Annotated in this window: 22 protein-coding genes; 9 read left to right on the top strand and 13 right to left on the bottom strand. The window is 47.0% G+C overall.

All coding sequences use genetic code 11. The features are described from left to right. The first annotated feature begins 13 nt into the window (after positions 1–13). On the top strand, positions 14–385 hold the full coding sequence (locus TSUB_RS13050; protein WP_087023519.1) for a DUF423 domain-containing protein: 372 nt from the start codon (positions 14–16) through the stop codon (positions 383–385). A gap of 9 nt (positions 386–394) precedes the next feature. Then, positions 395–1489, top strand: a complete 1095-nt coding sequence (gene rlmM, locus TSUB_RS13045) for a 23S rRNA (cytidine(2498)-2'-O)-methyltransferase RlmM (protein WP_087023521.1) — start codon at positions 395–397, stop codon at positions 1487–1489. A gap of 91 nt (positions 1490–1580) precedes the next feature. Here the strand turns inward: rlmM and xni are convergent, their stop codons facing one another. The 5 genes from xni to queF form a co-directional block, all read right to left on the bottom strand. Next, the gene (gene xni, locus TSUB_RS13040) at positions 1581–2369 is read right to left on the bottom strand and encodes a flap endonuclease Xni (RefSeq protein ID WP_087023523.1); all 789 of its coding nucleotides are present in this window, start codon (positions 2367–2369) and stop codon (positions 1581–1583) included. 135 nt (positions 2370–2504) lie between these two features. Continuing rightward, positions 2505–3860 carry a nucleotide 5'-monophosphate nucleosidase PpnN gene (gene ppnN / locus TSUB_RS13035; RefSeq protein WP_087023525.1) on the bottom strand — a complete coding sequence of 452 codons (1356 nt, stop codon included), beginning with the start codon at positions 3858–3860 and terminating at the stop codon, positions 2505–2507. Positions 3861–4599: 739 nt separating this feature from the next. Beyond that, entirely contained in the window at positions 4600–6162 is a 1563-nt protein-coding gene (locus tag TSUB_RS13030) for a GGDEF domain-containing protein (protein ID WP_087023527.1), read from the bottom strand. 172 nt (positions 6163–6334) lie between these two features. Continuing rightward, positions 6335–8578: a tetratricopeptide repeat protein gene (locus tag TSUB_RS13025; RefSeq protein ID WP_087023529.1), complete on the bottom strand. Its 2244-nt coding sequence runs from the start codon at positions 8576–8578 to the stop codon at positions 6335–6337. A gap of 201 nt (positions 8579–8779) precedes the next feature. Further along, on the bottom strand, positions 8780–9625 hold the full coding sequence (gene queF / locus TSUB_RS13020; RefSeq protein ID WP_087023531.1) for an NADPH-dependent 7-cyano-7-deazaguanine reductase QueF: 846 nt from the start codon (positions 9623–9625) through the stop codon (positions 8780–8782). 63 nt (positions 9626–9688) lie between these two features. On the opposite strand from queF, the gene syd reads away from it, so the two are divergent. Together syd and TSUB_RS13010 are read left to right on the top strand one after the other, a co-directional pair. Beyond that, positions 9689–10243 carry a SecY-interacting protein gene (gene syd, locus TSUB_RS13015; RefSeq protein WP_087023533.1) on the top strand — a complete coding sequence of 185 codons (555 nt, stop codon included), beginning with the start codon at positions 9689–9691 and terminating at the stop codon, positions 10241–10243. A 1-nt stretch (position 10244) separates the two neighbouring features. Further along, positions 10245–11021: a Zn-ribbon-containing protein gene (locus TSUB_RS13010; RefSeq protein WP_087023535.1), complete on the top strand. Its 777-nt coding sequence runs from the start codon at positions 10245–10247 to the stop codon at positions 11019–11021. 7 nt (positions 11022–11028) lie between these two features. Here TSUB_RS13010 and TSUB_RS13005 read toward each other — a convergent pair whose 3' ends face one another. The 5 genes from TSUB_RS13005 to TSUB_RS12985 form a co-directional block, all read right to left on the bottom strand. Continuing rightward, positions 11029–11418, bottom strand: a complete 390-nt coding sequence (locus tag TSUB_RS13005) for a hypothetical protein (protein ID WP_087023537.1) — start codon at positions 11416–11418, stop codon at positions 11029–11031. 68 nt (positions 11419–11486) lie between these two features. Next, positions 11487–11762 (bottom strand): hypothetical protein, encoded by a 276-nt coding sequence (locus tag TSUB_RS13000; RefSeq protein WP_087023539.1) that lies wholly within the window; start codon positions 11760–11762, stop codon positions 11487–11489. A 95-nt stretch (positions 11763–11857) separates the two neighbouring features. Beyond that, positions 11858–12094 carry a DUF2789 domain-containing protein gene (locus TSUB_RS12995; protein ID WP_087023541.1) on the bottom strand — a complete coding sequence of 79 codons (237 nt, stop codon included), beginning with the start codon at positions 12092–12094 and terminating at the stop codon, positions 11858–11860. Positions 12095–12390: 296 nt separating this feature from the next. After that, positions 12391–12696: a DUF3301 domain-containing protein gene (locus tag TSUB_RS12990; RefSeq protein WP_087023543.1), complete on the bottom strand. Its 306-nt coding sequence runs from the start codon at positions 12694–12696 to the stop codon at positions 12391–12393. Positions 12697–12756: 60 nt separating this feature from the next. Continuing rightward, positions 12757–13794, bottom strand: coding sequence for a DUF3549 family protein (locus tag TSUB_RS12985; RefSeq protein WP_087023545.1), 1038 nt, complete (start codon positions 13792–13794; stop codon positions 12757–12759). Between the two features lie 580 nt (positions 13795–14374). On the opposite strand from TSUB_RS12985, the gene TSUB_RS12980 reads away from it, so the two are divergent. Beyond that, entirely contained in the window at positions 14375–15250 is an 876-nt protein-coding gene (locus tag TSUB_RS12980) for a hypothetical protein (RefSeq protein ID WP_087022883.1), read from the top strand. An 85-nt stretch (positions 15251–15335) separates the two neighbouring features. Here TSUB_RS12980 and TSUB_RS12975 read toward each other — a convergent pair whose 3' ends face one another. Beyond that, positions 15336–16169 (bottom strand): alpha/beta fold hydrolase, encoded by an 834-nt coding sequence (locus TSUB_RS12975; protein ID WP_087022885.1) that lies wholly within the window; start codon positions 16167–16169, stop codon positions 15336–15338. A gap of 122 nt (positions 16170–16291) precedes the next feature. Between TSUB_RS12975 and TSUB_RS12970 the strand changes: the two genes are divergently transcribed. From TSUB_RS12970 to TSUB_RS12955, 4 genes are all read left to right on the top strand, one after another. After that, entirely contained in the window at positions 16292–16681 is a 390-nt protein-coding gene (locus TSUB_RS12970; protein WP_087022887.1) for a helix-turn-helix domain-containing protein, read from the top strand. A 284-nt stretch (positions 16682–16965) separates the two neighbouring features. Then, a complete protein-coding gene (locus TSUB_RS12965) occupies positions 16966–17388 on the top strand; it encodes a YqcC family protein (RefSeq protein ID WP_246616368.1) in 423 nt (140 codons plus the stop codon). Between the two features lies 1 nt (position 17389). Continuing rightward, entirely contained in the window at positions 17390–18166 is a 777-nt protein-coding gene (gene truC / locus TSUB_RS12960) for a tRNA pseudouridine(65) synthase TruC (RefSeq protein ID WP_192867857.1), read from the top strand. A gap of 89 nt (positions 18167–18255) precedes the next feature. Continuing rightward, on the top strand, positions 18256–18720 hold the full coding sequence (locus tag TSUB_RS12955) for a flavodoxin (protein WP_087022890.1): 465 nt from the start codon (positions 18256–18258) through the stop codon (positions 18718–18720). A 217-nt stretch (positions 18721–18937) separates the two neighbouring features. Here TSUB_RS12955 and TSUB_RS12950 read toward each other — a convergent pair whose 3' ends face one another. Both TSUB_RS12950 and glnD read right to left on the bottom strand, forming a co-directional pair. Then, on the bottom strand, positions 18938–19315 hold the full coding sequence (locus TSUB_RS12950) for a DUF3461 family protein (RefSeq protein WP_087022892.1): 378 nt from the start codon (positions 19313–19315) through the stop codon (positions 18938–18940). 188 nt (positions 19316–19503) lie between these two features. After that, the gene (glnD, locus tag TSUB_RS12945; RefSeq protein WP_087022894.1) at positions 19504–22116 is read right to left on the bottom strand and encodes a bifunctional uridylyltransferase/uridylyl-removing protein GlnD; all 2613 of its coding nucleotides are present in this window, start codon (positions 22114–22116) and stop codon (positions 19504–19506) included. Between the last annotated feature and the right edge of the window lie 106 nt (positions 22117–22222).

Genomic DNA, 22222 nt, shown 5'->3' with positions numbered 1-22222 from the left:
CGGAGAGTGTGAAATGGCGAAATGGATTTTGGTGCTGGCTTCGTTGAGTGGTGCATTGAGTGTTATGTTAGGAGCCTTTGCTGCACATGGATTAAAGGCGAAATTGCCGCCACATCTGCTGGATGTTTTTCAAACCGGTGTGCAGTACCAGTTCATTCACACATTGGTGTTGCTGGTGGTGGGGATTTGGATGCGCTTTTTACCCACATCTGGGTTATCATACGCGGCCTTGTTTTTTGCGCTTGGTATCGTCATGTTTAGCGGCAGTCTTTATGCCCTCGCATTGACGGGGATTAAGTGGTTTGGGCCAATCACGCCGCTTGGCGGGCTCTGTTTTATTATTGGTTGGGTTGCCCTTGCTGTGGCAGCTTGGCGGTTAGCGTGAGGTTGAAACGTGAATCAGGTTTTACTTTATTGTCGTCCGGGCTTTGAAAAAGAGTGTGCTGGCGAGATCCAAAATAGAGCCAATGAGGCTGAGATTTATGGATTTCCGCGCCTCAAAGCAAACAGCGGTTATGTGTTGTTTGAATGTTATCAGGGCGGTGATGCAGAAAAACTGATAGAGAAGATAGCCTTCTCAAGCCTGATCTTTGCGCGCCAGATGGTGGTGGTGGTTGGGCAGGTCAGTGATATGCCAGCGGGTGACCGTATCTCGCCGTTATTGGCAGCATTGGCAGAGTATGAATTAGCGTTTCCTCGTTGCGGTGACTTGCGTGTCGAAATGCCAGACACCAATGAAGGTAAAGAGCTGTCTAAGTTCTGTCGTAAGTTTACCGTGCCACTGCGTCAGGCATTACGTAAACAAGATTACCTCTACCACAAAGACAATAGTCGTAAGCCGGTATTCCACTTGTTCTTCACGGCGCCGGGTGAGTGCTTCATTGGTTACTCTTTGAGTAATAACAACTCGCCCTTTTTCATGGGTATCCCGCGCTTGAAATTCCCAGCAGATGCGCCAAGCCGTTCGACATTGAAACTCGAGGAAGCCTTTCATGTCTTCATTCCTCGTGACGAGTGGGATACGCGTTTGGCAGCCGGTATGTGGGGTGTGGATTTAGGGGCGTGTCCAGGCGGTTGGACTTATCAATTAGTGAAGCGCTCGATGTTTGTTCACGCCATTGATAACGGCCAGATGGCAGATAGCTTGATGGAAACCGGTCAGGTTAAACACCATGAAGTCGATGGCTTCAAATTTGAACCACCACGAAAAAATGTCACTTGGCTTATCTGTGATATGGTCGAGAAACCAGCACGTGTGGCGCATCTAATGGGTGAGTGGCTGGTAAAAGGTTGGGCGAAAGAGACTATTTTTAACTTGAAGCTGCCAATGAAAGGCCGTTATGACGAAGTGCTTCAAGATATTGAGAACTTAAAAACCTACCTGATCCAAAACAAGGTGAAGTTTAAGCTCCAAGCGAAGCACCTCTATCACGACCGCGAAGAGATCACGGTACACATCCAAGTCTTAAACGAGATCTCACCTTACTAGTGGGTTTGATGATATTGAATACTCGCCACCTCCGTTGAGGTGGCTTTTTTATGCAAGGTTGCTAGCGTAAGCGCGGTGAGGCCTGAGAACGCTATGCAGGTGATTGTGTTGCATCGGCAGCGTAGCGGATATCTTGTAGGTTAAAGCCAAGCAGGATATCGGTTTTCAGCTTCGAGACTTGTTGCGCAGCGCGGGCGTCGTCGTGATGACCATCGAGCTTCTTCGCGTATTTGCTGGGGATGTCCTCGGCGCTAAGGACCTTATCTAAGCTGCCGTATTGTTCTAATAAAGCCAATGCAGCTTTAGGGCCAATGCCCGGCACGCCTGGGATCTTACTTGAACTGATCCCCGCTAAGCCCCAATAGTCGGTGAGTTGCTCTGGTAGCACGCCAAATTCTTTTTCAATAAAGGCACTATCAAGCCAGCGTTGTTGAAAGTAGTCACGGATCTGTAGGGTTGGCTGTAGAAGTTGGCAGAATCCTTTGTCTGTCGACACTATGGTGACCTTTTCGCCACGGTTGGCTACTTTGAGCGCGATGGTCGCAATGAGGTCATCCGCTTCATCGCCATCCGATAGCAGCGAATCAATACCCAACTGCCAAAAGTCTTCTTGAAGACGATCTAAGCTATTGAGTAGCACCTCAGGCATGGGTTTACGACCCAGTTTGTAGTCCGGGAGCAAGTCTGCCCGCCAGCCTCTGTCTTCGCTTAAGTGATCAAACACGGCAACGATGTGGGTCGGTTCACTCATCTTGATAATTTTTGTTAGTGCTTGGCAGCAAACTCGTGAGGTTGCGTCGATGTCATCAGGATTCGGTTGTGCCGCGTGAACACGACGAATAAGGTTCAGAGCATCGATAACAACAAGGTGAATGGCCATAGCGCGTTAGAAGTAGTGAATCGTAGGGCGATGATATCAGGGGGAGGGAGTGAGGAGCAAATGAGACGAAGAAAAGCCGCCGTAATCACGGCGGCTTTGGCTTCATGATGATGATCGAGCGCTAAATAGCCTCGATTAGGTCGCGATTTTGTAGCAAGGCACGTAGGCGGTGCCCGGCAGTTTCATACGCTGTTGATCGACAAAGCCTTGCAGAAGCTTGTCCATGTCTTTCATTAATTTGCCGTCGCCATTGATAATGAAAGGGCCATGACGTTCAATTTCGCGGATCCCTTCATCTTTGACGTTACCTGCAACGATACCTGAGAAGGCGCGACGAAGATTCGCGGCAAGAATTTCCGGCTTTTGATTGAGGTGGAGATCCAGCGATGCCATTGCTTCGTGAGTGGGTTCAAAAGGTAACTGGAACTCAGGCTCGATGCGCAGTGACCAGTTGTAACTGTATGCATCTCCGATCGATTGGCGATGCTCTTTGACCTTCGGCATGGCGATTTTCATGATCTTGGCGACTTTCTGCGGATCATCAATGACGATTTGATAATGCTTACGTGCTTCCTCACCGAGCGTGTTTGCGATGAAGGTATCAATGGTACGGAAGTAAGCTTCGCTTTCTTTCGGCCCAGTTAACACCAGAGGCATTGGCTGATCGGCATTGGCTGGGTGCATTAAGATACCAAGGATATAGAGTAGTTCTTCCGAGGTGCCGACACCGCCCGGGAAGATGACAATACCATGCGCAACCCTGACAAAGGCCTCAAGGCGCTTTTCAATATCAGGCAAAATCACCAACTCAGAGACGATGGGGTTTGGTGGTTCAGCGGCAATGATCGAGGGCTCAGTCAGGCCGATAAAGCGACCTTCTTTGTAGCGCTGTTTTGCATGACCTATCGCTGCGCCTTTCATTGGCCCTTCCATCGCACCCGGTCCACAGCCTGTGCAGACATTAAGTTCACGTAAGCCAAGCTGATGGCCGACCTTTCGGGTGTATTCATATTCGATGTCATTGATCGAGTGGCCGCCCCAGCAGACCACAAGGTTGGGATCTACCCGTGGGCGCAACAGCGTCGCATTGCGTAGGATATCAAAGATGAAGTTAGTATTGTGGGCGGCACTGGTGAGGTTTAGGCCTTCACGTTGAGTGACATGGCTGTTGAGATAGAGAATATCGCGCAGCACAGAGAACATGTGTTCACGAATGCCTTTGATCAAGCGGCCATCAACAAACGCGTGCTCTGGTGGATTAATCAGTTCCAGTTTCACACCACGTTCACGACGCAGCACATTGATATCAAAACTGGTGTATCTATCGAGCAGCTCTTTTGAGTTATCGGTATGGCTGCCTGAGTTCAAAATCGCCAGTGAGCAGTTGCGGTAGAGTCGGTACAGGTCACTGGTCGCGGTGTGTTTCAGTTTGTCCACTTCAATTTGAGAGAGGAGATCCATTGACCCTGTCGGGCTAATGTGTGTGATCATAGTTACCTCCAAAGGCGCTTATCAGCGCTGGATATTATTGTTATTTTACATTCAATCAAGCTGTCGATGCTGCGGTCGAAGTCAGTGTAAGTTGGGCGATAGTGTGTGTCGTTAGGTGATCGCCTTGGCATTTACATCTGATGCCAATGAGCGTACTGCGCCGAAACCGAAAGGCGGGAAAGGAGAGTTAAACGCTGCTTGAGCTCGACATTGATCGAGCATATCGCGGGTTTACTGTGATTGAGTTGTCCTAATACTGCAGCGGACTCAGCCAATTTCATTCCCTATATACTCAAGCCACTTCAAGATGCTTGTTCAGCGAGAGTTTCTAGGCTTGTCAACAAGACACTGTTTTGAAGATCTAGTGGACTAAATCAAAAAACAGTAACGACGGTGGCGAGCCTAGAAAACTCGCCCCTCGGGAAGCGACTAGCGCCCCGATTTCTGCGTTAAAGGTGTTTGAAAGGGAAAGCCATTCCTTCACACCTTTGCCTTGAACTCGAAGCGCTAGGCCGCTTCTGAATCCTGCATCTTGAAGTGGTTTGAGTATAGTTCATCTACTTGAGGTTGATTGAATACGTACTGTCATCTTTCAACATACACAGCTATGAGCATATTGACCAGTTAAATTCAATGAAAGTTTTGGGTCTGGTAGGTTGAAAAAGGGTGATCTTGCGTTGGAATTAAGGTGTGAGTTGTCGTCAATGAGAAGTGAAGTATGGCGGTAGTGTTGGAGGCGTTATACCCATATAAGTTGGTTGCGACCTGAGTCTTTGGCATTGTATAACGCGCGATCGGCGCGCTCTTGGACTAGGTCAGGGGTATCGTTAGTGGTAAACAGCGTCGCACCAATCGAAATACTGATGGAGACTGATTTATCCTTAAACTTGAAGGGCAGCGCGTAGACCGCTTCACGAACTTGGTTTAGTTGGTCGGTCAGTGTTTGCTGATCGCGTTCAGCCATTAACAGCACGAACTCTTCGCCGCCATAGCGGGCGACAAAGTCAGTATCAGGGACATTCTTATAAATCGTGCGCGCAATGATCTTCAACGCTTTATCGCCCGCAATATGCCCATAGCTGTCATTGATATCTTTAAAGTGGTCGATATCGATAAATGCCACACACAGTGGGTGTTGGTAGCGCAGCCAACGTTTGTACTCATGTTCCATGCGATCCGCTAAGGCTGCACGGTTATATACTTTGGTGAGATGATCCATGAACATTTTACGTTCTTGATCATTGAGGCGGCGGCGGTAATCTAGCGTCTGCTCGTACAGTGAGGTGATTTTAGATTCGTTATAGCGGATCCGCTCAAGCAGGGCTTGCTCACGTTTTTCCAGTGCGCGGTTGCGCTCGACAAGCCCTTGCATCTCGTGGCAAGCCTCATGAACGGAGACAATCAGCTTGCTCATATCTGACGCTTTCTCTGCTTGCGATTGCAAGCGTTGCCGAATAGAGGCGAGTTCACCCGTTAGCCCCTGATGATGCAGCACCATGGTTTCGCTATGGTCTAGGCTCTGGTGCGTCGCTTTTTGCAGGCTCGCAAGGTCTTTGTTGATGGTATTAAGAAACTGCTGCGATTGATTACGTTCGTTATGGGTTGCATCGATCACGAGGCGGATCAGTTGCAATGCCAATTTGAGGAGTGTTTCGCTGTCGACGCCGATCAACAGCTGGTTGCGAATATCGAGTAGCTTATCGCCGGATTCCCCTTCGAAATCAAGTTCAGTGATGAGGTTTTGCAACTCATTAGAAAGCTGTAACTGGATATCTTTATCCACCAACTCTTCTAAGCTGTCGTTAAACTCGTGTGCTGACGTCACCAACTTCATAGCGCGCTCGTAGATTTCGAGCAACTCGATGACTTTCTTCACTGAATGGTGTTGGGTACTCGGGGCGTTGCGAAGCATGAGGCTGCGCAACTCGCGCTTTAGTTGGGGAGGCAAACCGCGGACGCGTTTCAGCACCTCACCGGATTGTTCAATCTGACGATCCAATCGTTGAAATTGTTTTTCTTTGTTCGCGGACTGCTTAATCGTCATACGCTCTGCTAAAGCCAGTTTTGGGATAAGTTGACTGATCTGTGTCTCAGGATTTTCTAATGCGTGGCGAATGTCGACCAGTAAGGCGTCTAACTCGTGGTCATAACCGCGAAGGGCGATACTGATTCTTGCGACCAATCGTTTTAGCACATTTTTTTCACGGCGGGATTGAAGTGTTGCATCCCGAAACTCTCGTTGCGCCGATTCGAGTCTCAATCGTAGCGATGATAGCTGACTAACATACTGGTTATCATTCATGATTGATGTCTAACAGCTCCGCGACAGAAAATTACATACAGGAATGCGGCACAGATCTGAAAAGTACCGCGTACACTGTAACAAATTTTGTATATCACGCCACTATTAACAGGCTAAATAGTAAGCAATTGACGGTGTGAAATGGGAGTTTTTGTAACGAAGCGTGATCCCATTACCAGCTAACTTCACTTTCTGACGAAGTAAGTACCCTTAGTAACCCATTTTGTAATCCTTGCTGACAAGCTTCCCGGATAGGCTTGTTAACAAAACTAGCCGCAGGTGCAGCTTCAATTGCTCGTAAATGGACCCACTCACTTTTGTTACTGTTTTTACTTAACTTTTTTGCTGCATCCATCGCCATTAGCAAGATGTCGATCAACTCTTGATCGTTAATTGCGGTGTAGGCGCGGGGGAGGAAAGGGTACTCAGCTAAACCCATACGGGTGACGGATTCCACTGATTGGCTTTCCATAAATCGATTGATCAAAGTGTTAAGGGAATCAGACAGTTGGTCTGGGTTACTGCTCATTCTGGCATTTGGTTCAAGATAGAGGAAGATACCATCAGAAAAATGATATATACGCGCAGGTTCGAATATCTCTCTAAGCAGATAATCACCAAACTCACGCTCAAACTTCAGCCCCTGCTGATACCCTTTTTCGACATAGACTTGGCGCAGAACAGGGACATCTATCAGGGCAAAACGAAGGCGATCACTGAGTGGTTCGTTGATGATTTCACCCAGATGCCATTGCTCAAAGTTGGCGCTGGTACGCTGTAGCGAGCTCGGTAAGCGAGCGTTGAGCATGCGTAAATTCTTCAAACCACTTCGCGGGTGTTTGTAGAAGTCTCGGCGTAGATCGAGTAACTGCATGTGCAGTTCATCGCGCTTCTTAGTGCGGTTACGTGCGTAGAGGAATATCAACACGAGTGCGATAGTGAGGCCGAGAATAATGCGCTCATTGCGATAGAGCACGAGCTTTTGCTCAAGCTGCATACGTTCCATATCTTCGAGCTTAATATTGCGCTCTAGCATGCGCTGGCGGCCCTTGAAGACTTCGATCTCATTCTTATCGCGGGTTTGTTGTTGCGTCTGTTGCAACTGTTCAAAGCGACGCTGCGCCATAAGGGCTTCGTAGAAGTCTTTATCTTCCTGATAGGCTCTAGATAGAAGGCGCTCACCATCCATTTGCATGGTTAAGTTGCCAACTCGTCCTGCGAGGGCTAAACCGCGTTGTAAATGCTCAATGGCGAGGGGATAGCGGCTTTGTGCGATGAATAGTTCGCCAAACATGATCTCCACTTGGGCTGTGACATTGTCGTTGCCATTTTGCTTAGCGATGCGTTTAGCGTCCATCAAGTACTTTTCACTCTGAACGTAGTTGTAGAGCTGCCAATAGACTCGCGCAACGTTAAGGCGCAACTGGCTGCTACGTGAGTGCTTACTAAGTTGCTTCTCTAGATCAAGCGCATTGAAGTAATGAACCAGCGCCAGGTTAAAACGCATTTGCTGCTCGTAGATGGAGGCAATTAAGGTCAGCGTCTGTGATAGCTGTTTTTGACGTTGGTGGGATTCGTAAAAGTCGCCAGCGGCAGAAGCGTGTTGAAGCGCTTTATCAAAGATTTGTCGACGTTCATAAAGTTGTGCAAGTAACAAGTTAGCATCTGCTAACTTTGCGATGATCTCTGTATCACTCGCAAGCCAAAAGCCGGCGATAAGTTGGTCGAGAGCTAAGTTTTCGTGCTTGTACTTGAGGTAGTGACGCCCCATGGTGAGGTAATAGTCAATCTTGTCACTGTCGTCATCAAGATGCTCGAGATAACTCTGCGCTTTCGTCAGCAACTGAACGGCTTGATCCTCGTTGTAAAGCTCTGATTGGATATGTCCACGTAATAGGGTTGAACGGAAATTTAGCTGGCGTTGAATGCTAATTAACGCGCGATTTTGAGGGATGCTTAAGGCCGCATCGACGCGATTTAGCAAATTCATCGCGGTGTCGTGGTCGCTGAGTGCTTGCCAGTGTACTTGAGCTTGCAGCAGTTCCGTTTCGATACCTGCCATCAATAGTTCGTACTGCTGGGCGAGGATGAGGGCTTGCTCTAGGGTGTTCAATGCGGCGTAACTGCGCTCCAAGTTGCTTTCTGCTCGCGCTTTGATGTGCATGGCTTGAATCACATTTACTGGGCTGCGCAGCGTTAAATCGCGATCGTCGCTACTGCGGAAAGGCTCGCGATTTTCGTCCATACTTTGGCGACGTGCTTGGTGAACATACTTTTGGGTAAGGCGAATGGCTTCCTGCGGATTTGTATCAACATAGTCGTTTGCTTCGGCAAGCGCTGGCACACTGTAAATTCGTGCATGAAGGGAGAAACTAAGGCAGCTGAGGAGAAGCAGCAATAAAGGAAGTAAGCGCATACCACGTCAATGTGTTGATTATAGTGACGCTATCTTAACGGCTGAGGTGGTGAAGTCTAGGCCGATTTGTGTATTCAGCGCGCAATACTGGTGAGATGTGACATCAGTAAAGACAGGCGTGTTCACATTTCGAGCTAACTGGGGGCTCAATGGTGTGCCACGCCTGACTTAGGCTACTAACGTTGCAGTGACGCTTTGCGATTATTGACGCGCAAGACGGAAATTATCACTCGGCGTTTTACCCATGTTAGTACGGTATGGGTTGATGTCTAAACCACCACGACGCGTATAGCGGGCATAAACGGTTAGTTGGCTAGGTTGGCAGTATTTCATCAGATCGGTGAAGATGCGTTCGACACACTGTTCGTGAAACTCGTTATGGTTTCGGAACGACACAAGGTAGCGCAACAATTTTTCTTGATCGATCTTACCGCCAGTGTAAGCGATGCGCACACTGCCCCAATCGGGCTGATTAGTGATTAAGCAGTTCGATTTGAGTAAATGGCTATGCAGCGTTTCGGTGACCACGACATCATCTGCAGCATCTTTTAGGATCTCTGGGTCAAACTCATAATCACTGATTTCGATATCTTGATTGTCGATACTGTTGCCGCTGAAGTTGACGATCGGTTGGTCATCAAACTCATCCAGCGGCGACAGCGTGACATCAACGTGCTCGCCAGCACAATCGCTAAGATCTTTTTGTAAGGTATCTGCGATTTGTTGCCAACTAGCAAATTTGGTTTGATTAAAGCTATTGAGATATAACTTGAAAGATTTAGACTCAATCAAGTTTGGACTGGTGGCAGGAAGGCGTACTTCGCCAATGGCTACTTGTGGTAGTCCTTTACTGTTTAGCCAAGAAAGCTCATACAAAGTCCAGATATCATATCCGGTAAATGGCAGGGTATCACCCAAGTCAAGGTCATCACGGTTGAGGCTACGTGGCACAGCTTGTAGCAGCGACGCATCGTAATGAGACTGATAATCTGTCTTTTGACCCAATGTTAAACCAGCTAGCGCTGGGGCATCTTTGTATTTGCTCATACTGAAAACAACACATTTCGATTAGAATATCTAAAGTTTACTGAATCTTTTAAGAGGTTGCGAATGGAACATTCAGTTGCCAGAGCATTATTTTCATTTACTGAGCGTTATCAACAAGCCTGGCAAGCAGAAGGGTATGCATTACCCCAAGATGATCAATTGAGTGGCTATGCATCACCATGTGTAGAGCGGGACTCCGGCTTAGATGTCAGCTGGCAGCGTGTTGCGCGTCAAGCCCTAGCGGATTTTGACAATGTGGAGCAAGCCATTGAGTTGCGCCTGCATGAAGATATCAAAGTCTTTTATGGTAGCCAGTATGCGGCAGATATGCCTGCGCAGTTCCGCCAACACCCGTTGACACTGTTGCAAGTTTGGAGTGATGAAGACTTACCCCGTTTACAAGAGAACATGCTAGGTCACTTAGTGATGCAGCGTCGCTTAAAGCTGAAGCCCACCATGTTTATTGCGGCTATTGATAACGATGAGCAGAAACTGATCTCGATTTGTAACTTGAGTGGCGAAGTGATTCTCGAAACGTTAGGTCGTGGCGAACATGAAGTGTTATCTGATTCGGTAGAAGATTTTCTAGCGGAGTTAACGCCGCGAGTGGTGGCTTAAGATGTACGTTGTTGAATTGCAGTTTGACCTGTTTGACAACTCGACGTTGAGCGATGTCGATCGAGCCATCAATGGTGTGATGGATGCATTGCGCTATAATGGGCAAGTGTTGGGGCGTGAGTTTCCAATCATCATGGGGGAGGGTTCTTTCACGGTGCGTGCCGTCTGCCCTGAGACTGAAAGTCTGCACCCGGACTATCATAGTCCACAAGTCACGGCCTGTCTGAAGCAACTCTCGGTGGCTGGATTGTTGTCGCCAAAGGTTAAAGTACTCGGTCGAGACCTCAACTCTGAAACGAGCAGTGAAACCGAACGCCCAGCATGGATGGTACTCTACACCAGCTTTGTGCATACCTGCTCACCATTAAAATGTGGTGATGCCTTACAGCCTATACCTCTCTACCACATCCCCGCGACGCTCAATGGTGACCATAAAGCGATCTTGAAATGGCAAACAGAGTGGCAAGCGTGCGATGAACTGCAAATGGCCGCGGGGTGCCAAGCTGAGCATGCGGCGTTGCATGAGATTCGCGATATTGGCAGTGATCTATTTCGACGGGGGTGGGATTTACGTGGGCGGATTGAATACCTCACAAAGATCCCAACCTATTACTACCAGTATCAAGTGGGTGGAGAAAGCTTGGCGCAAGAGTTGGCGAGAAGCTGTCCAAAGTGTGGTTCAAAAACGTGGAAGCTCGACTCACCGCTTCATGATCTATTTCAGTTCCGTTGCGATGACTGCCGGATTGTATCCAATCTCTCTTGGGATTTTCAGTAGCGGACTATTATGGCGTTTCGCATTGACCGAGAATCGTGCCAACAAAGAGCGTGCCGCCATTGTAAGTGCCATAGCCATTGATGGTTTTGGTGTAGAGGGCGCGCGCTTGTTCTGGATAGAGAGCCCAGGTTTCAATCACGGATTCCCCGCCTTCTCCGACATGAAAGCAGATCAAGGTATTGCCGCCCCCGAGTGTACAGTCAATATCACTTGGGCTGACACCGCTGGCTTTGCCATCAATAGTGACTTCAAAAACCTGTTTAGACTCTGATGGGGTGTTGAGGGCGTAATCATTTTGCTCTCTCACCGTATAGCCTGCCATGTCTCCGACTTTATAGCAGTTGGCGAGCGCTGATGAGGACAACAGTGTCAGTAAGATGAAAGGGATAGCCTTCATAGCAAGCTCCTCTAAAAAGGGCATTGAGCAGAAAGGGGAGAACGCTTTTGAGAGCGACCCATTTGCCCCTATTTGTTAGACGCCAGTTGGTTGAGTTGTTCTGTTAAGTTTTTAACCTGTTCTTCTAAAGCCGCGACCCGTTGTTCTAGCGTCTGTTCTGGCTGAATTTGTGTATATCCCGGTACCTTTTTAGTTCGTTTCCAACTTTGCAAGGCAGAGATAATCACTGGCATCGGCACAGGTTGAGAGAGGCGTGATTTTATCAGCGCCGTTGTAGGCTCTTTGCCGTCATTGATCAGAGATTGAATGGCGTTTTCTAGCAGAGTTTGGATATCGTTTGCCACTATATGGTGTCCTTACTGGTATCGATCTGATCACCATAGCCTGTATTTGCTTTGTCACGCAAGTCTAAGCCATTGAAAGCGGACTTCGCACCGTGCTAATGCGTTTTGCGCAGTAGGGTGTCGAGCAGATCGATCGCTTCAGCCCAATCGGCATCTTCGTTCAGCGCTTCAGAGAGAAAACGTTGCTGAGAAGGTTGCCAAAAAGTTGCGTCATGGAGGTTTTCGCCACCACGCAGTTTATGTTCAGTGACAAACAGATTGATCGCCTGTGGTGAGCTATCTAACCCGAGTTGTTCAAAAAGCGAGGTTAAGTTGTGAGAAAATAGTTCCATAATGAGCGCCTCCGCGATTTGTGTAGATACGCAAACACTGCTTTTCGAGTTGAGTGAAAATCAGGTTTGAGTCTAAATCCAGTATAGACAGGCCGATTGAATTGCAGTGATTTACTGGGGAAAAAGGTACTGGAAGATAAGAAGGTCGCGCCCTGTGATGAAGGGCGAGTATTCTAGGCTCGCCATCTTTGTGACTGATTGTTGATTTAGTCGACGAGAACGTCAAAGCCGTACCTCAATGGCAGACCTAGACATTCTCGCTGAACAAATATCTTGAGGTGACCTGAGTCTAGGTATTAAAAGTCAGGTAGGTGGTGAGGGGGGATATCAAATCGGAGTAAGTGCTGGCCTTGCATCCAACACTGCCCTTGATAGTAATCTTGCCCATTGGCTGAAAATTCAAAATGGAAAAGTGCAAAGATCCCTTTTTTTCCCTGCGGTGAGGTGAAGCAGTAGCGCCCTCGGCTTGTGGAGAGTAGCTGTAGGCCTAACTGCTCACAACGCTGCTTGATTAACCGATTGGCGAGCTCTGACTGTTTTCGTTGTTGCCAGAAAAGGGTGGCGATGAGGATCACGCCGACAATTACAAATAGATCACTCATTAAACTCTTTTCTCTTCCTCAATATGCTAAATCTACGTCACCAAGATACTGTACTGCTAATCAGTGTTGCAAACCCGCCTGCATTTCTTGTAACGCCAGTTGCAGTTTCTCAGGGAGTGGTTGATGTAACAGCGGCAATATATGACAACGCAGAGCTGGAATAGCAACAAGATCGGCAAATAAGGCGTTGAACAACCCTTGATTGCCGTTTTTTGCCAATTTAAGCAAGTAAGCGAGTAAGGTGTCATCATCCAAGCCATGCCAACAGCGGCCCGCAATCGCGACCAATACGTCATCGACATTGACTAATGGATGCTGTAACAGCTGCTGCAATTGTTGTTGGAGCATGGCTTTGGGTGCGCCTGCAAGCGCACGTATTAAAGCGGCAATATGCTGACTGTCTGCTGTGGTAGAAGACAAAGCGAGGTTAAGATCATCCGCTAGCCGTTGCGCCAAGGATGCTGGCAGATCGACATGCTCTAAGCAGCCCAATAGCGCGTAACGTGGCGCATCAGGCAGTTTAGCGAGCGCCGCGCGTATTTTTGTGGTGTTGTTATCTTGATTAAGGCGGGTAGCAATATCAGCAAGGCCTTGAATGCCCAACTGTTGCCACTGCGTTTTATCACTCTCTGCAGTAAAGTACTCACTGGCCGCAGCATAGAAGTGGGTTGGTGCTTGGCCGAGCTCACAACGCAACTTGGCGTGCAGTATGGCGAGTTTATCTTCAGAAGGTTTGAACAGATAGGGGTTGCTTGCGAGGGCCTGCTGTTCATCTTCCGTGAGTGGTGCGGTGAGCTGTTTTCCCATCGCTTCAGCGACATAACGAATAAAGTCGCCAACAGGCGCAGCTTTCAGTAAACCGCGTTCATCTAGAGGAAATTTAAGCAACCATAAAAAGGGCGCTTCTTCTTGTTGCTTGCGAAACACAACGGCAATCTGAGCGTGTTGGCGCAATGGGTAAGGGTAGGGCTGACGGTTTTCTTCCACTGCACGAAAGAGAGCGTTCGGAATCAGCGTCACACGACGGCCTAAATCGTAGATGGTAAATTCGCAGTCTGCTTGGTCAAGCAGTTGGCTCAAATGGTGCAGGGTGGTCATAATTCACTTCCTCATTGATGAACGCGAAAGTATATCATTCTTTATCCTCAAGTAACTTCAAGATGCGTGCTCGGTGAGAGTTTCTCTGCGAGTATCATAGATACAGCGTTGAGGTATTGTCAGCAAAACCTACCCAACGGCGTAGATATACTCAAGCCACCTCAAGATGCAGGATTCAGAAGCAGACTAGCGCGTCGAGTTCAAGGCAAAGGTGTGAAGGAATGGCTTTCCCCTTTCGAATACCTTTAACGCAGAAATCGGGGGGCTAGTCGCTGCCCGAAGGGCGAGTTTTCTAGGCTCGCCACCTTTGTTACTGCTTTTTGATTTAGCCCACTAGACCTTCAAAGCAGTGCCTCGATGGCAAACCTAGAAATTCTCGCTGAACAAGCGTCTTGAGGTGGTTTGAGTATAATCCAATGATAAGGAAGCCTAAAAAGTTTTATCTAGGAAATACGTGTTTAATATTTCCCAGTAATATTATAGCAGCTTGTTATGGTCATTTTTTATATTAATTGCTTATGTGAGAAATGAAATTATAAAATGCAGGTGCTACTTGGGCGATAAAAAGGAAGTTGTATTCATGCAGAACACTAAGTTGTCCTCACTGCCAACTGAGCAAGAGATTGAAAATCTAAACGAGTCGTTTAAAGATATCGAAACGCAAATTGCTATCTCTATGTCTTATGTGCGAAGAGTGAATCAGATTTCTTTTGCAGATTTGAAAATGCGATTTTCTGGTATCCGTTCCGAGACGTTACAAAAATACTTGCAACCCTCATATGAAAGTACTCGTCCGTTACATGTTGTTGCTGCATATTCTTGGGCAATGATGGTGCCTATGACAGCTCTTTATCATGGCATGAAGTTGCGAGAGTACTATAGAGGCATGGATGAACAGTCGATAGAGGGGTTAATCCGTATTGGTAAGTTACCTGAGCAAGCATTCAATGCTGTGCTTGAGATTATTCTTACTTTGCTGGATGAACAAGATAGACAAGCGTTTATTGCTCTTCGAGATGAGTTGAATGCGACGACGATAAATATGTCTTATGATGAAATCCTTCCTCCTCGTAAAATCGACCTGGAGTGTTTTGCTGAGGACTATTACCGTTCTCTAGCAATTAACATGCGTCAGTTTAGGCATAACCATGAGATCAGTGTTGATATGATGTCTCGTGTACTTGGTTTGTCAGTTTATCAATACAAAATGCTTGAAAATGAACGCAAGACAATGCCAGTTTCAGTCTCAGTTGGATTTAGAGGTAAGCTGGGGTTTAAATTAAATTCTCATGCTAGCTTCACAAGTGAAATGCGAGTTTATCCACAGTTTCATTTACTGAGAATTGCTCAAAATCGACGTGATGTATTGATAGTTGACATATTAAATCGACTGGAGTTAAAGAAAAAAGAGACCTTCTCTCAAATACTGTGTCTCATTTCTCAATTGTACAGATAAAAATGTGACGCATCATCTCTTACTGAAAAAGGTCAACATAAAACTCGTAGAATTTTACGTTGACCGATTTATGTCAAAGTGTAAATTAAACAGTGAGCTCGTTGAGAGTTCTCTCGATGCTAACGGCTGATGAAGCAAGTAAAATGAGCGCTTTTGTTACTTTTTCTGGTTGCTCCAAATGAGCAAGGTGATCTGACTTTGGAATTTCATAGTAGTGGCTGTTGGGGAGTTGTTGGGCAAACTCTTTTGCTATTTTTGTTGTGACATAGGGGTCATGTTCAGCAGCACAAATGACAGCAGGAATGGCAATTTTATCTAAATTGATAGGCTTATGGACGAGTAATCTCACGGAGTTGTTAAAAAACATCTGTATCCGATCTTCTTCGAGTTGAGAAATGTTCTTTTCCATTGCTTTTTTAATGACACGTTGTCTTGGAATATCGTCTCTGTTTACGGTTAAAGACTCTATAAACGATTTTGCGAACGCTGACTTTCCGAGCATAGATGCTGCAATCATATTTTTAGTCGCAGCAACTCCTGACTGTGGTATGCCTGGCACACCTCCGCATATGCTGAGTGATTTTACCCCGGGCCAGATATGGCAAAGCTCTACAGCAATGGCTGTCGCGTATGAGAATCCGATAATATGGGCTGAGCTTATGTCCATATAATTGATAAAGTCGAGAAGAATACAGCCTTGATCGTGAATACTTACGGTAGGGTCAAGGGGTTCTGCGTATCCAGTGCCTGGAATCTCCACTGTTATGCAAGTGAGTATTTTGGAGAATTGCTCTGTATATTTAGAGACGGACTCAATGTCTTGTAATGCGCCGAGAAGAAAAATTGCAACCTGTTTTGTACTTGTATTTTCCATAACAGTGTAACGATACATTTTATTATTAAGGATTACTTGCTTCATTTCATTTCCTCTTGTTGATGGAAATAGCAATATAACGACTCTAGGTATGGTTTATTACTCATCGCAAAGTGAAATAATCATCGTTAAGACGAAAAAATATTTTTTATAGGCAAGGTGAATGTATGAAAATGGGTATTGATAAGCAGGATTTACCGGCAAAGATAAGGGCAGCCAGAGTGCTGGCTTCAAAGACTCAGCAGGATATGGCAACAGAATTAAGTGTCGCTAGACAGACTTATTTAGATTTAGAAGCTGGTAGAACGATTCCACGTGTTGATGTCCTTGAAAAAATCGCTAAAGCAACAGACTTTCCAATCGTGTGGTTTTTAGAGCAGAGCGTACCGGATGTAGACTATACTGATATAAAAGAAAATAAGGAGGTGATTGATTTATTGATGACAATATCAAAACTTCCTTGTGAACATAGAACGGAGATGGTCAGAACGAGTAAGAGAATAGCGAATCTGCTTTTGTTAAATTTACCAAATGAACCGATGAGGTGTGTCGACTAGTTGCGCCAATAGATAGTCGTTTTGGATAGTTGACACTTTTGTCATTCGTTTTTATTTCAAGAGAGAATAGCATTCGTGGGAGTACGTTGTTCATTTCTTTGCGAGTTATTCTTTTTTGGGTATCGCGTTATGTGAATACCTGCCTTTTGATTGAGTCCACGTCATCTTCAAAGTAAAGGCTCTCCGCTGTTTAGACTGTTTTTTGATATAGCCCACTCGAACTTCAAAACAGTGTCTTGTTGACACACCTAAACATTCTCGCTGACCAAGCTGCGTGAGGTGGTTTGAGTATACAGACAGTTGCCATCTCCTCGCGCAGTGTTATCCTTGCCGCCCAATCAAGAATCGGCGGCGTTTCTCCTTGGGATGGCGCAAGTGAGGCGGAAATGACAAAACATCAAAGATGTCAGCAATTGCTGGCTGAGTTAAAGCGCGTATTAGTTGATAATGAAGTATGGCAAATAGCGCCTCCCGAGCCTTCGCGTTTAGAGAGTGTCATGCCGTTTTCTGCCGACATGTTATCCGGTGAAGAGTGGTTGCAGTGGGTCTTCATCCCCCGTATGACCGCGGTGCTTGAACAAGCGCATCCCTTACCGCATGGTTTTGAAATCTCGCCTTACTTTGAAGAAGTCACGAAGGGCCAGCCTTATGCTGCGGCACTCCTCGAGATTACCCAAGATCTTGATCGTTTGATGGGAGAACAGTGACATGTGTGAAGAGCAGAAAGTCTCACCAGCACCGATAACTCTCGATATTCTTTATCAAGATGAACACTATGTTGCGGTGAATAAGCCCGCTGGGATGCTCGTGCATCGCTCTTGGCTCGATCGTCACGAGACGCAGTTCGTTATGCAAACATTGCGTGATCAGATTGGGCAGCATGTCTTTCCTTTACACCGCTTAGATAGACCGACATCGGGTGTGCTGTTGTTTGGTTTGTCCAGTGAAGCCGCCAACAAGATGATGCCAGTGTTCGCTGAGCACCGTTTAACGAAAACTTACCATGCGGTGGTGCGCGGTTGGATCACCCAAGGTGATCGGTTGGATTATCCGTTAAAAGAAGAATTGGACAAGATAGCCGACAAGCAAACGCAGCAAGACAAGGCCCCTCAGGACGCCGTGACAGTGTATGCACCTTTAGCAAGGGTTGAAGTGCCTATCGCGACAGGCCGCTACGAGACGAGTCGGTATTGCTTGGTGCGCATGTTACCCGAAACAGGACGAAAGCATCAGCTGCGCCGCCATATGCATCATCTTAGTCACCATATTATTGGTGATGTGAATCATGGCGATGGCCGTCACAATCGTGTTTTTCGTCAGCATTATGATTGCCATCGCTTGATGCTACATGCATCTCGATTAGTGTTCACTCATCCCTACACTGAGCAAAAAGTGGATATCTATGCGCCCGTCGACGCGAGCTGGCTGCGTGTCCTCAATGCTTTTGATTGGTCAGTATCCCTGTTAGAAAGTAAGGATAATTAGTCGACGAAAATATCAATATTTCATGTGCTTACTTGCATTATCTGTGGTTTGAGCCACGCTATAAGAAAGCGTTTATCATGGAGATTGAGATGGCAAAAGTAGGTATTTTCGTCGGTACTATGTATGGCACCGCGCAGGGATTGGCGGAAGCTTTTGCTTCAGCGCTTCAGCAAGAAGGGCATCAAGCGGAAGTGTTTGATAATCCACAGTTCGATGACTTTGTGGCTTATCAAAATGATATTGCCATGATTGTCACATCGACCACGGGACAAGGTGAGTTGCCTGATGGTTTAGTGCCATTGTATGAAGAATTGCGTTCCCGTTTTCCTCTGCTCACAAATATGCATTATGCCGTCGCTGCGTTAGGCGACTCCAGTTATGGTGATCATCGCTTTTGTGGCGGTGGCCGTCTGTTTGATACGTTAATGTTAGAGCTGACAGCGACGCCTTTACATGATCGTTTGGATGTGGATGCTTGTGAGACATTTGAACCCGAAGAGGCGGGTTTGCCCTGGTTAAAAAGCGTGGTTGAGAAGTTGGCCGTAATCAGTTAGAACGCGAGACTGCGTCCAGTTAAAAACGCATTTGGGCTGTGATGATCCAAATGCGTTTTTTGTTATTGGGTACCAGTAACTCAATGGCTTCTTAAGCTGAGTGAACTTTATTAATTATTTGATTTTTATGAGATTTTGTTTTATTGCTTTAAATGATGTACAGCTCGGAAAGCATTTGGCCTATGGGTGGCCAAATGCTTTTCATGTGATTGGAATGCTATAGCTTTTCGAGGTCGGCTTCGATTTCAGCTATTTTTGAGGCGACGACTTTTTCGAGGTGGCGAAGATCACTGAGAATCTTCTTCTTCACATCTTGCTCTTGGTGGGAGGTATTGGTGATTTGATCAAGTTCATCAATGATTTTAGTGAGGGTGCGATTAATCTCAGTGATATTGCGGTATTGCTGACTTCCACCGCTAATCAACACTGATTTTTGTTGCCGAGGAAACTTGAATTTGACACTTTTCGCAAACAGTTCCCCTTTCTGGCGATGGAAGTATATTTTTAGAATGTCGGATTGGGCTTCTTGGCGCAGACTATAACGCTCGATCTGCTCTGGCGTTTCAATGCCGATGGCCTTGAGTTGAGGGTACATACAAGATCTCCTTTCTCAAATGATCTCTTACAATTGGGGTAAGCGGTGTTGTACTAACGCGAAGGGTCTTGTCTAAAATTAGCAGAGGATCGTCAGGCCTGCGTGGGAGCTTTGTTGTCATCGAGGCAGCATTAAAGCGATAGGGCGTGTACATGACACACCCTATTGTCTCTTTGTATAAAGCAGGGTTATTGCTCGCCGAGTGCTTCAATCTCCTTGCGTAGCAAATTGGCGAGCTCTTCTTGTTCACTATCGTTAAGGGTATCACCATCGCTGGTGGTTAAAGTAAAGAAGTCCTCCGCGCGCTCGCCAATTGTCGTAATTTTTGCTGCATGTAGATTTAAGTTGAGCTGTTCGAAGACTTTACCTATCACAGCCAATAGTCCCGGCATATCCAATGCAACGAGTTCCATTAGCGTCTTGCGCTGAGTACGTTTTACTGGAAGAAAGGTGACGACGGTTTCCACATCGAAATGTTGTAGCTTTCGTGATGGGCGGTGGCGCTTGGGTGTTGAGCTACCGGTGGTAATGGTCTTCGTTAAGGCTTCAACGATACGATCATGGCGGTTAGCGGGAATGGCTTTACCATTCGGGTCGAGTACCATAAAGGTATCCATAATAAAGCCATCTTTACTGGTCATGATTTGCGCGTCATGAATACTCAAGTTTTTCTTATCTAGTTCAGCCGCCACATTGGCAAATAGGCTCTGTTTATCCCGAGTATGGATAAAGACTTCGGTACCGCCGCGAGTGGCTTTGCGACTGACTAAAACGAGCGGTTTATTCAGATCATCATGCTCAATTAAGTGCTGGCTGTGCCATGCAATCTGTTTGTGGGTATGACGCAAAAAGTAATCACTGTTAAAGCGCTGCCATAAGGTTTCAATATCGCGGGGAGCGATATCTTGTTTTCTCAGCAGGGCGGACGCCAGTTGTTGATTGTGCTTGATGCGATCACGGACATCCGGCGGATTCTCTAAACCGCGGCGTAGCGTCTTCTGGGTGCTGTAGTAGAGCTCGGCGATCAAGGTCCGTTTCCAACTGTTCCATAGCTCTTTGTTGGTCGCACAGATGTCAGCAACGGTTAGGCATATCAGATAGTCTAAGTGCTCTTCATCGCCAACTTCTTCCGCAAAACCAGCGATGACTTCTTGGTCGTAGATGTCGCGACGTTGGGCGGTGACCGACATTAAAAGGTGATGGCGAACAAGCCAGGCGACGAGTTTTGCTTCTGGTCGTGTGAGTCCATGTTGAATGCAGAAATGATAGGACTCTTCTTCGCCTATTTCACTGTGATCGCCGCCTCTACCTTTGCCGATATCGTGGAAGATACCAGCCAATATCAAGAGGTCTTTTTTGATCAGGCGTGGATAGACTTCACAACAAACCGGGTGACGTTCGCGAGACTCTTCTAATGAAAATTTCTGTAAATTCTTCAGTAAACGCATGGTGTGCTCATCCACGGTGTAGACATGGAAGAGATCAAACTGCATTTGGCCAACAATCTGGCTCCATTGTGGTAAGTAAGCCGCGAGTACGCCATGACGATGCATCAGGGGGAAAGCGCGAAGCAGTGCATTTGGGTGGCGCACCAGTGCCATAAACTTGTCTCTTGCTTCGGGGATGTCGATCAAAAAACGATTTAGGCGACGGCGAGCGGTGCGCAGTTGCCGCAATGTTGGCGCGGCGATGCCATCGACTTCTGAATGGCTGGCGATGTGCAGAAACATATCTAAGATAGTATCGGGACGCGCTTGAAAGAGCGCCGGTTTACGCGCTTCAATCACGTTGCCTTTGATTTCAAAGTCGTCATCGAGGATCTGTGAAGTCTTGGGCTGTTTATCTTCGAGGATCGCTTGCTGAAACAGCTGTAAGAGCATCTTGTTGAGCTCTACCACACGCTGCAAGGTGCGATAGAAGTCCTTCATCATGCGCTCAACACCTTGGTTCCCCTCGCCTTGGTATTGCAATAGCTCGGCGACAGAAGATTGATGTCCAAAAGTGAGTCGATTGTCATAGCGACGCAGCTCTAAGTGCAACGCAAAACGGACTCGCCATAAAAAGTCTTGGCACTCGGCGAGCTCTCGAAATTCGGCATCGGTTAAAAAACCGTACTTGCTCATCTCACGCAGGCTGGTAGCGCCAAAGTGACGTCTTGCGATCCAACTTAAGGTGTGAATATCACGTAGTCCACCCGGTGTCGATTTGATATCGGGCTCAAGGTTATAGGCGGTATCGTTATAGCGCGCATGACGAGTCAGTTGCTCATTCACTTTGGCGGCGTAGAAATCGGCACTTGGCCAAAACGTGTTGCTTTCAAAGTGATCGACGAGTTGTTCATAGGTGTCGTTATGGCCGCAGAGTAGGCGCGACTCTAGCAAATTTGTTGCCACGGTAAGGTCTTCATCAGCGATCTTCTTACACTCAGCCAGCGTGCGAACACTGTGACCAACATCTAAGCGTAAATCCCACAACAGCGTCACGAACTCACTTAACTGCTTGGAGATCGCATCGTCAAGGGGCGTTTGGCTCAGAAATAGAATATCGATATCTGAGAGCGGGTGTAGCTCTGCGCGGCCATAGCCGCCGACCGCGATTAACGCGAGATCAGGATGGTTATCGAACCCGTAATGTTGCCAAAGCGATAGCAGCATCTTGTCCATAAACTGGCTGCGTTCTAGTACCAGCTCGGTAACGTGTCCACCAGTACAAAAAGCGTCTTTCTGCTGTTGCGCGTAGTCGTCGAGCTGCTGCTTGATCGAGTGAGTTTCAATGGGGGTGGTAAGTTCGATGCTGGTCATGTTCTTCCTTGGTATCGCCGTCAATATGATAAAGCCGGAGTAAGCCATTAGACCGTCGTCTATAGCGACAAAAAAGCCGACAATTCTGTCGGCCATTTTAACTTAG

The sequence above is a fragment of the Thaumasiovibrio subtropicus genome, from assembly GCF_019703835.1.
GTDB classification, from domain to species: Bacteria; Pseudomonadota; Gammaproteobacteria; order Enterobacterales; family Vibrionaceae; genus Thaumasiovibrio; species Thaumasiovibrio subtropicus.
This window is presented reverse-complemented; position numbering and strand designations above follow the sequence as displayed.

Coding starts and splice junctions, on each gene's coding strand:
- TSUB_RS13050 (WP_087023519.1), top strand. CDS start 14: ATGGCGAAATGGATTTTGGTGCTGGCTTCGTTGAGTGGTGCATTGAGT.
- xni (WP_087023523.1), bottom strand. CDS start 2,369: ATGGCCATTCACCTTGTTGTTATCGATGCTCTGAACCTTATTCGTCGT.
- ppnN (WP_087023525.1), bottom strand. CDS start 3,860: ATGATCACACACATTAGCCCGACAGGGTCAATGGATCTCCTCTCTCAA.
- TSUB_RS13030 (WP_087023527.1), bottom strand. CDS start 6,162: ATGAATGATAACCAGTATGTTAGTCAGCTATCATCGCTACGATTGAGA.
- TSUB_RS13025 (WP_087023529.1), bottom strand. CDS start 8,578: ATGCGCTTACTTCCTTTATTGCTGCTTCTCCTCAGCTGCCTTAGTTTC.
- queF (WP_087023531.1), bottom strand. CDS start 9,625: ATGAGCAAATACAAAGATGCCCCAGCGCTAGCTGGTTTAACATTGGGT.
- syd (WP_087023533.1), top strand. CDS start 9,689: ATGGAACATTCAGTTGCCAGAGCATTATTTTCATTTACTGAGCGTTAT.
- TSUB_RS13010 (WP_087023535.1), top strand. CDS start 10,245: ATGTACGTTGTTGAATTGCAGTTTGACCTGTTTGACAACTCGACGTTG.
- TSUB_RS13005 (WP_087023537.1), bottom strand. CDS start 11,418: ATGAAGGCTATCCCTTTCATCTTACTGACACTGTTGTCCTCATCAGCG.
- TSUB_RS12995 (WP_087023541.1), bottom strand. CDS start 12,094: ATGGAACTATTTTCTCACAACTTAACCTCGCTTTTTGAACAACTCGGG.
- TSUB_RS12990 (WP_087023543.1), bottom strand. CDS start 12,696: ATGAGTGATCTATTTGTAATTGTCGGCGTGATCCTCATCGCCACCCTT.
- TSUB_RS12985 (WP_087023545.1), bottom strand. CDS start 13,794: ATGACCACCCTGCACCATTTGAGCCAACTGCTTGACCAAGCAGACTGC.
- TSUB_RS12980 (WP_087022883.1), top strand. CDS start 14,375: ATGCAGAACACTAAGTTGTCCTCACTGCCAACTGAGCAAGAGATTGAA.
- TSUB_RS12975 (WP_087022885.1), bottom strand. CDS start 16,169: ATGAAGCAAGTAATCCTTAATAATAAAATGTATCGTTACACTGTTATG.
- TSUB_RS12970 (WP_087022887.1), top strand. CDS start 16,292: ATGAAAATGGGTATTGATAAGCAGGATTTACCGGCAAAGATAAGGGCA.
- truC (WP_192867857.1), top strand. CDS start 17,390: ATGTGTGAAGAGCAGAAAGTCTCACCAGCACCGATAACTCTCGATATT.
- TSUB_RS12955 (WP_087022890.1), top strand. CDS start 18,256: ATGGCAAAAGTAGGTATTTTCGTCGGTACTATGTATGGCACCGCGCAG.
- TSUB_RS12950 (WP_087022892.1), bottom strand. CDS start 19,315: ATGTACCCTCAACTCAAGGCCATCGGCATTGAAACGCCAGAGCAGATC.
- glnD (WP_087022894.1), bottom strand. CDS start 22,116: ATGACCAGCATCGAACTTACCACCCCCATTGAAACTCACTCGATCAAG.